The sequence below is a fragment of the Anaeromassilibacillus sp. An200 genome (genome assembly GCF_002160025.1).
GTDB classification, from domain to species: Bacteria; Bacillota; Clostridia; order Oscillospirales; family Acutalibacteraceae; genus Caccousia; species Caccousia stercoris.
Genome location: NZ_NFJU01000073.1, coordinates 1 through 6615 on the forward strand (window position 1 = coordinate 1; position 6615 = coordinate 6615).

Sequence of the window (6615 nt, forward strand, 5' to 3'; positions counted from 1 at the left end):
TCCCCTGGAAGGCTCCGGAGACGTGTAAAGTAAAATGACGAGACAATCCCAGCTCTGAGAATCATCTCTGAGCTGGGATTGTCTATGCGCCGTTACGTTTGACGCTTACGTTACTAACAAATCCTCAAATGAAACAAAAAGAAAAACCGCACCGAAAACCATCGAACGGCTTTCCTGTGTGGTTTTTGCTTGGAGTTGGCAATGTGACTCGAACACACTACCTGCTGAATTAGAAACTGGTTCCCATGCGGATCACGGCGTGGGTCGGTGGGGGACAAAATGTGAATGACCGGCCGGAATACCATGTGCGATACATATCCCAGCCGGTCGAATCATCAGAGTTTGTTCCATTGATTTTTAAGGCGATGATACAGTCACCGGAAAATTTAGGCGAGATCCGTCCCCTCAGCCGTTAGGCGTGAATTGTGTTGGCGTTGCCTTAAATATTTTGAGAGAACTTATATGTTTCCCTATATTTTCCAGGCGTCATTCCAACAATATTTTTGAATTTTTTGATAAAGTTGGATGGATGCATGTAGCCCATTTTTTGCACAATATCATTGATAGTATCGTCCGTTGTGACAAGAAGTTCTTTTATGTATGCGATCTTTTTTTCTGTCAGATAATCGAAAAGACTGATCCCAGTGTGGCTCTTGAAATAGTGGCTCAAATTTGACATTGACATTCCAAAATAACCAGCAAGTGTCTGAAGAGAAAAATTTGGATCGCTGAAATTGTTGTTTATATATTGCTGAATGGACTCTATCGTAACATTTTCAGGTTTTACCGTTACCTCTGCAGAAACTGTCTGCTTCACATGAGTAATGAGTCTTTGCATCATGGAGTCGACCATTTCAAGAATTTCAGCTGGGCTTTGAATCTCATCTTTTTCGCTTAGCTCAGGAAAAAGATGAAACACATTTCCAAGACTATGGTCCAGCTCAAGAGAGGCTTTCATGGCGGTATTGAGGATATCATAGAAAAGGCTTGTTCCAATGAAGAGTGTCGGAGCCTTTTCTATCTGCTCTGTGATCACATGGAGAGAAAGTTGCATTTTATTGGAGTCCATTGACAATATGGAGTTGTAGAAAGTTTGCAGTTCATCGTGAGGGTATTGAAAATCTCCTTGTCTGGTGCTGGTTTCCTGACAGAAAAATACAGTCCGATTGCGCAGAAGCTTATATTTCAACGCTTCTCTGGCCTGCAGATAGGACATATGGTATCCGTGAATATCGGAGGCTTTGCCGCCTACTCCCCAAATAACATCGAGTCCCATCTGTTCTTTAATTGTTTCTGAGAGCTGGGTTGAATGTGATGCAAAGCAAAAAATAAAAGGAGCAATTCAGGAGAGGTTCCCAAATACGCATAGGAAGCATAAAGGCCCCGCATAAGGACATCAAGTGCTTTGTGTGCGTGGCTAACCTGATAGTCAGAATACAAAATGGACAGACATCTTTCGTTTTTTCTTTCTAAAATTGTCAGTAGTTCTTGCATGTTGCCTGCTTCTTCCCTGTTTCCCAAAACATATCGAAGAATACTGTGTTCCAGATAGTCCTGTTCCTTCCGCAGATCGAAAAAGAAGAACTCTGGCATATCCGCACACTTTTCCCGCTGAAGCTGCGCTTGATGTGTAATCTGCAGATATTTTGCCATCATCAGCCGAAGCCACCCGGCTAAAATCAGGCACCGATGCTCCCGCAGTTCCTCTTTCTGATGCTGCTGGAAAAGGGATCTGGCGCTTGTGATACGGAGAGCGGCAGGATCTGTAACAGCTTCCCAGACAGAGAGATAGCTCATTCCTGCACTGAAGTGCAGATGCGTTTCGGCAATTCCCTGCGCATTGATGCGCGCCATCAGGGAATCACTCAGGAAAACATGGTCAGGCAGATTTTTCAACTGTCCGGGGTCCCGAATGCCGGTGCGGACAAAATACCCCGCGATAAAGAGATCCGGTGTAACGGTCCGTGCAATTTCACTCCAAAGCTCCACTTTGTACAAACCACTGCTTTGCGGGAAAAAATTGCTGCTTCTCTTGAGGTTGTCCTCCCATAATTTCAGGGAAACACGCCCGTCACGCAATGCGACAAACTCCACAGCCAAACGCAAAATTACATCAAAATAGTATGATTCCAAACCGCCGCGTCTGTTCCGCGCCTCCGTCTGAACGGCTATCTGTGCCAACGTCCGTTCAGGATAGAACATCTCCAGAAGTTCACTCATCTCGCTGAGCTTGTCCGGCTTGATCTCATCTTCAATGGAAGCAATCAAACGTTTTCTTACCCGTTCCCAAGCCGCAAGATTTTCTTCCATGCTCAGATTATCGCTGATCAGCAGCTTCTGATATGCCACTGCCTTTTCCAGCAGAAGATCCTTCTGCTGGAAAGGCTCGCGTGTAAAAGGCAGCAGAAGAAGCTTCACAATCATAGCCACTCTCTGCTTCCTATTCATTTTGCTGGTTCTCCTTCACCATTTCAACAAACTGTTCCGCCATAGTTTGTTGGGTTATCTGCATCAGTCTCTCTAACCCTGTGAGATTCTTTTTTGGCTTTTCCCTGGGAAGAGCCGCGGTAAAGCAATTATCCGGATTGATATGGATGCTCGCAAGCCTGCTGGTAAGCTGGTCATAAAGCTTGCGAAGCGGAGCCTGCTGATTTTCAGCCTTCTCCCTGCGATACAAATCATTTTTGCCTTGTTCCTCCGCTTCCAGCAGAATCTGGGCCGCAAAATAGAACGGCCACAGATTTTCCAGAAGATTGATATCCAGAACAAAGGCGGCAGCAGGGCAAATAAGCCATTTCCCCACCTCCTTTTCCTGCCCGCTTTCCGGCATGTGTGCAATGACCAGATATTCCACAGCCTTGTAATATCCCAATAAATCAGGCATATCCAAATAGGCATAATCGGTGAAAGAACCCATCTGGTATTTGTCTATCTCAACATTCAGATGAAACATATAATCCAAAAACAGTGCAGCTGGAAACTGGATTACTTCTTTGTCTTTCGCTGCGCGCAGGAGCCGACGCAGCTGAATCAGAAAACGTCCATGAAGAATACGGATCTGTTCCGTTGTACTGTCAATTTGTTCGACGTACTGCAGCAATTCCTGCAAACGTGATTTCGTGCTGACAATCAGCATCTTGTTTTTGAGAGAATGGAAAATGCTATTGAGAAGCGAATCAATAAATCCGGAAAGTGTATAAGCAAGGCTCAAGATTTTATCACCAAAATAATCCCGTGCGCCGGAATAGGTTTCCTGCGCATCATTCCAGCGGGACCGCAAATAAAGAGAAAGAAACCATGTAAAATAGTTTTTCTCTTCTTTTTTAATTGCGCTGAAATAATCGTTCCAGATGGTAATCGGATCCCCAGCCTGGGGAACATTTGATTTCTCTGAAAACAATATGTGGGGCAAAGAGCTGCTTTCCTGTGAATGGGCCAGTAGTTGTTTTTCAAAATAGTCCAGCAGCTTTGTACTCTGCTGCAATAGGTTGCTGCTGGAGAAAAAAGCTTCAATTTCCCGCTCTTTTTCCTCCATAATATTTTCGGTAAAGGAAAATAGCTGGAAAACACGCCGCATTTCATCTGAAAGTTGAAACATATCTTCTTTCAAAAGAGAAAATCCACTATATCGAACACTCATTTCCAAAAAAACGCTTGCCACCCAGCGCTGGTTATACGGGATTTCTTTTCGCAAAATTTCAAGAAACGCTTCATGTGTTGTTTCCCGACGATACAGAAAGAGGTCTTCCAAATATTTTTCCGCAAAAGAAAAGCTATACAGATCCACGCCCACATACTGATCCAAATGTTCCAGCACACGAGGAAAGGAATCCATAAAGTCCTGTACATTTTTGTATCGTGGAAAAAGCGTCTGCTCAGTCGGGGAGTTTCCCTCCCATATCACATCCGCATTGACAAGCTTACTGAGTGTCTGCTCTCCATGCAAACGGATCGTTGGGGACTGAACTGTTTGCAGTAAACCTTCAACGAAAAACGAAAGCATCAGCAGAGACGCTGCTCTTTTTTGTGCTTCCTTAAATTTTCTCTGTATCTGCAATGTATTACTGTGAGCGTTTTCCTTATCAAAGAATTCATCCAGAATCTCCTGTCTTTCCTTTTGGTACTCCTCCCAAATAAACGGATACTGTATCAGAATCCGCATACCGTTTCCCACCAGGCAAATCAATTCCCTCTCTCTGGACACATATCTTAAAGCGGAATTGGAGAGCATCAGGGCTTGTGTAAGATGGTAAAGCGTCTGGTAAATTTCCAGACTATCCTCATGTGTCCACTTACCGGTTTTAGAAGTATGGTTGGACAGAGCAACGAGCCGGTTTACCGCATTTAAGATTTCAAGACAGCCATTTGCAATATTACGGCTTTTATTCCCAAACAGCATCAAACAGGTGCGAAACTTGTTCTCCTGTGTACGGTCGACCAAAAAATTTTCCCGATTTTCAGCTTTTCCCTTATCAAAAGCTTTCAGCAGACGATTCACCTGCCCAATCAAAAATTGATCCAACGGGGTGGAAAGGACACCCTGCGGTGCAATAAAAGATTGTTCTATGCTTGAATAGGAATATAAAAGTTTTTCCGAAATACTGGTATAGCGATTGAGATAGTAGCGGCTTGAAGGAGGAATAACCTTATTATAAAATTCATCCGACATTCTCTCAATGGATGCAAAACGCTCTGACTGATAGCTAAATTCCTGCTTCACCTCGATCCTTGGAAACACATCGATCAGCAGTGATTTTGCTTCTGAACTTACCATCCTGTCCAACATCTTCAAACGGATGACTTCTTTCAGGGTTTTTTCGGCCGCCGTGATCAAAATAACAATATTGGGATTTGTAAAATATTGAAAAGTAATGTTCAGCAGTTCCATGCTTCGTTCCGGCACCAGATCGATGTCATCAAACACAAGGATAATAAGTGGATATTTCACAGAAGATATATCCAATCCACTCAAACTGGCAAATTCCCCATTAGTACGCATCCAGCAATCCGTCAATTGCTGCCAAAAAAGATTGAGATCCTGAATCAATTGATACTGACGTTTGGAACGCTACATACGGAACAGCGTAGCGTCCTCTTCAGAATATTCCATTGTTCGCAAGTCTCCGCTTGTCTGAACACTTTTCTTAAAAAGCTCCCGATATTTTTTCCAGAGCGGATTTTCACGCTGAAACTGGCAATCCTGAAAAAATTCATCCAAAAAAGAGCTGCCATGCATTTTTCCTTGAGAAAAGGTGTGTAATTGTTTCATACGATTTTCTAACTGATGAAGAACTGTTTCCGTAGCAGAAAGCACCCAGCCCAAGATGGAGCATTCCTGCTCACTGATAACCTCCGGAGTAATAATAGGCAGAAGAATATCCGTACAATCGCTGGTAATCATTTTTTGCCGTATTGTCAACGCCACAGAACTTTTTCCAGTTCCTTCTCCCACCCAAAATCGCATAAATATTATCGTACATCTGAGGAAAACGTCCACTGTCGCAAATCTTGTAATGAGTGGATGCATACAGGGCGATTTTCCTCTGCTCTTCAATCCGCGCAAACAAAGCTTTCCAATCTGGGAAGCTATTTGTTAATTGAATATCATCTAAATATTTCACTCCTAATTTCTGACTGGGACTCTCCCGTGTATAAAAATCCGCATGCATGTTTTCCCCTCCCGTGTCAAACAGTAATAAAAAATTTTTCTTTTTTGGGTAAAACAAGTAAAAATGTCTGAATTTATTATATAAGATTTTCTCCTTTTTTACTACCTCTATTTTTCTGTTTCACTATCTTTCCCCTATATTTTCCCTGTATTTTCTTCTACACTCTTTTTTCTCAACATCAACTTTTCACTTTTTTTACAGAAGAGAGATTGCGCTTCCAAGCAAAACAGGATATAATGTCTTCAGGACACATCATAAGGAGGAGTACCGTTGTACCTTACGAAAGCACAGCGTATTGCCATGATAAGCAAAAAAATGCGTAAGGCCGAACAGCAGCGGACTGCTCGTTTGGCTATTATCCCTTCACGGATTTATCCTGCACAGGATGCTGGTTATTATCGGACATTGCGCAAAATCGCAGTTCACTCTCAAGATGAGTTGGCCCGTCAGTTGGCGGCAGTAAAACCTGTGGTAAAGCCTGAAATAGGTTTGGAGCCAAAAGCTTCTACGAAAACCATTCAGATAGCCAACAGAAAAAAGTGAATCTGTTTGCACATTATCAGTTCCCCAATGAAATAGGCATTGAAAGCATTAGAAATGTTAATATTATGGTCTAAAAAATAGAAATCTTTGACTCACATGAGAAAGCAAATAGGTAAAAACATCATAAGAAAGCAGTGCCAACTGATGTTTCAAACGTTGTGAAAAAACCTGAAGACGCCCTTTCCACCATATTGAAGGGTATTGAATTCGGTTTGTAATCAGCAGGTCGTGTGTTCGAGTCACATTGCCAGCTCCAGAAATCCCCGCAAGCCGTAAGGTTTGCGGGGTTTTTGCGTTAATATGCTTTAGCGAAACGACAACCCCCGGCTAGGCCGGGGAGAGTAAAAGAAATTATATAATGAAAAAACCTTCTGGTAAAATAAAGTTGCGGTCGGTCAACTGC

At 42.9% G+C, this 6615-nt stretch carries 6 protein-coding genes; 1 reads left to right on the top strand and 5 read right to left on the bottom strand.

Annotation, left to right across the window (positions count from 1 at the left end; all coding sequences use genetic code 11):
* Positions 1-439: 439 nt before the first annotated feature.
* From B5F35_RS17155 to B5F35_RS17170, 5 genes are all read right to left on the bottom strand, one after another.
* Complete coding sequence (locus tag B5F35_RS17155; RefSeq protein WP_087242798.1) at positions 440-1276, bottom strand: helix-turn-helix domain-containing protein; 837 nt, start codon at positions 1274-1276, stop codon at positions 440-442.
* Positions 1249-2310, bottom strand: a complete 1062-nt coding sequence (locus B5F35_RS17160; RefSeq protein WP_140401276.1) for a hypothetical protein — start codon at positions 2308-2310, stop codon at positions 1249-1251. The genes B5F35_RS17155 and B5F35_RS17160 overlap by 28 nt, the downstream gene beginning before the upstream one ends.
* Positions 2311-2440: 130 nt before the next feature.
* The gene (locus B5F35_RS17165) at positions 2441-4948 is read right to left on the bottom strand and encodes a hypothetical protein (RefSeq protein ID WP_087242803.1); all 2508 of its coding nucleotides are present in this window, start codon (positions 4946-4948) and stop codon (positions 2441-2443) included.
* Between the two features lie 120 nt (positions 4949-5068).
* Entirely contained in the window at positions 5069-5323 is a 255-nt protein-coding gene (locus tag B5F35_RS18570; RefSeq protein ID WP_140401277.1) for a hypothetical protein, read from the bottom strand.
* Positions 5324-5339: 16 nt separating this feature from the next.
* Positions 5340-5669, bottom strand: a complete 330-nt coding sequence (locus B5F35_RS17170) for a hypothetical protein (protein ID WP_087242805.1) — start codon at positions 5667-5669, stop codon at positions 5340-5342.
* A 270-nt stretch (positions 5670-5939) separates the two neighbouring features.
* Here B5F35_RS17170 and B5F35_RS17175 point away from each other — a divergent pair, with 270 nt between their 5' ends.
* A complete protein-coding gene (locus B5F35_RS17175; protein WP_087242807.1) occupies positions 5940-6212 on the top strand; it encodes a hypothetical protein in 273 nt (90 codons plus the stop codon).
* The last annotated feature ends 403 nt before the right edge of the window (positions 6213-6615 follow it).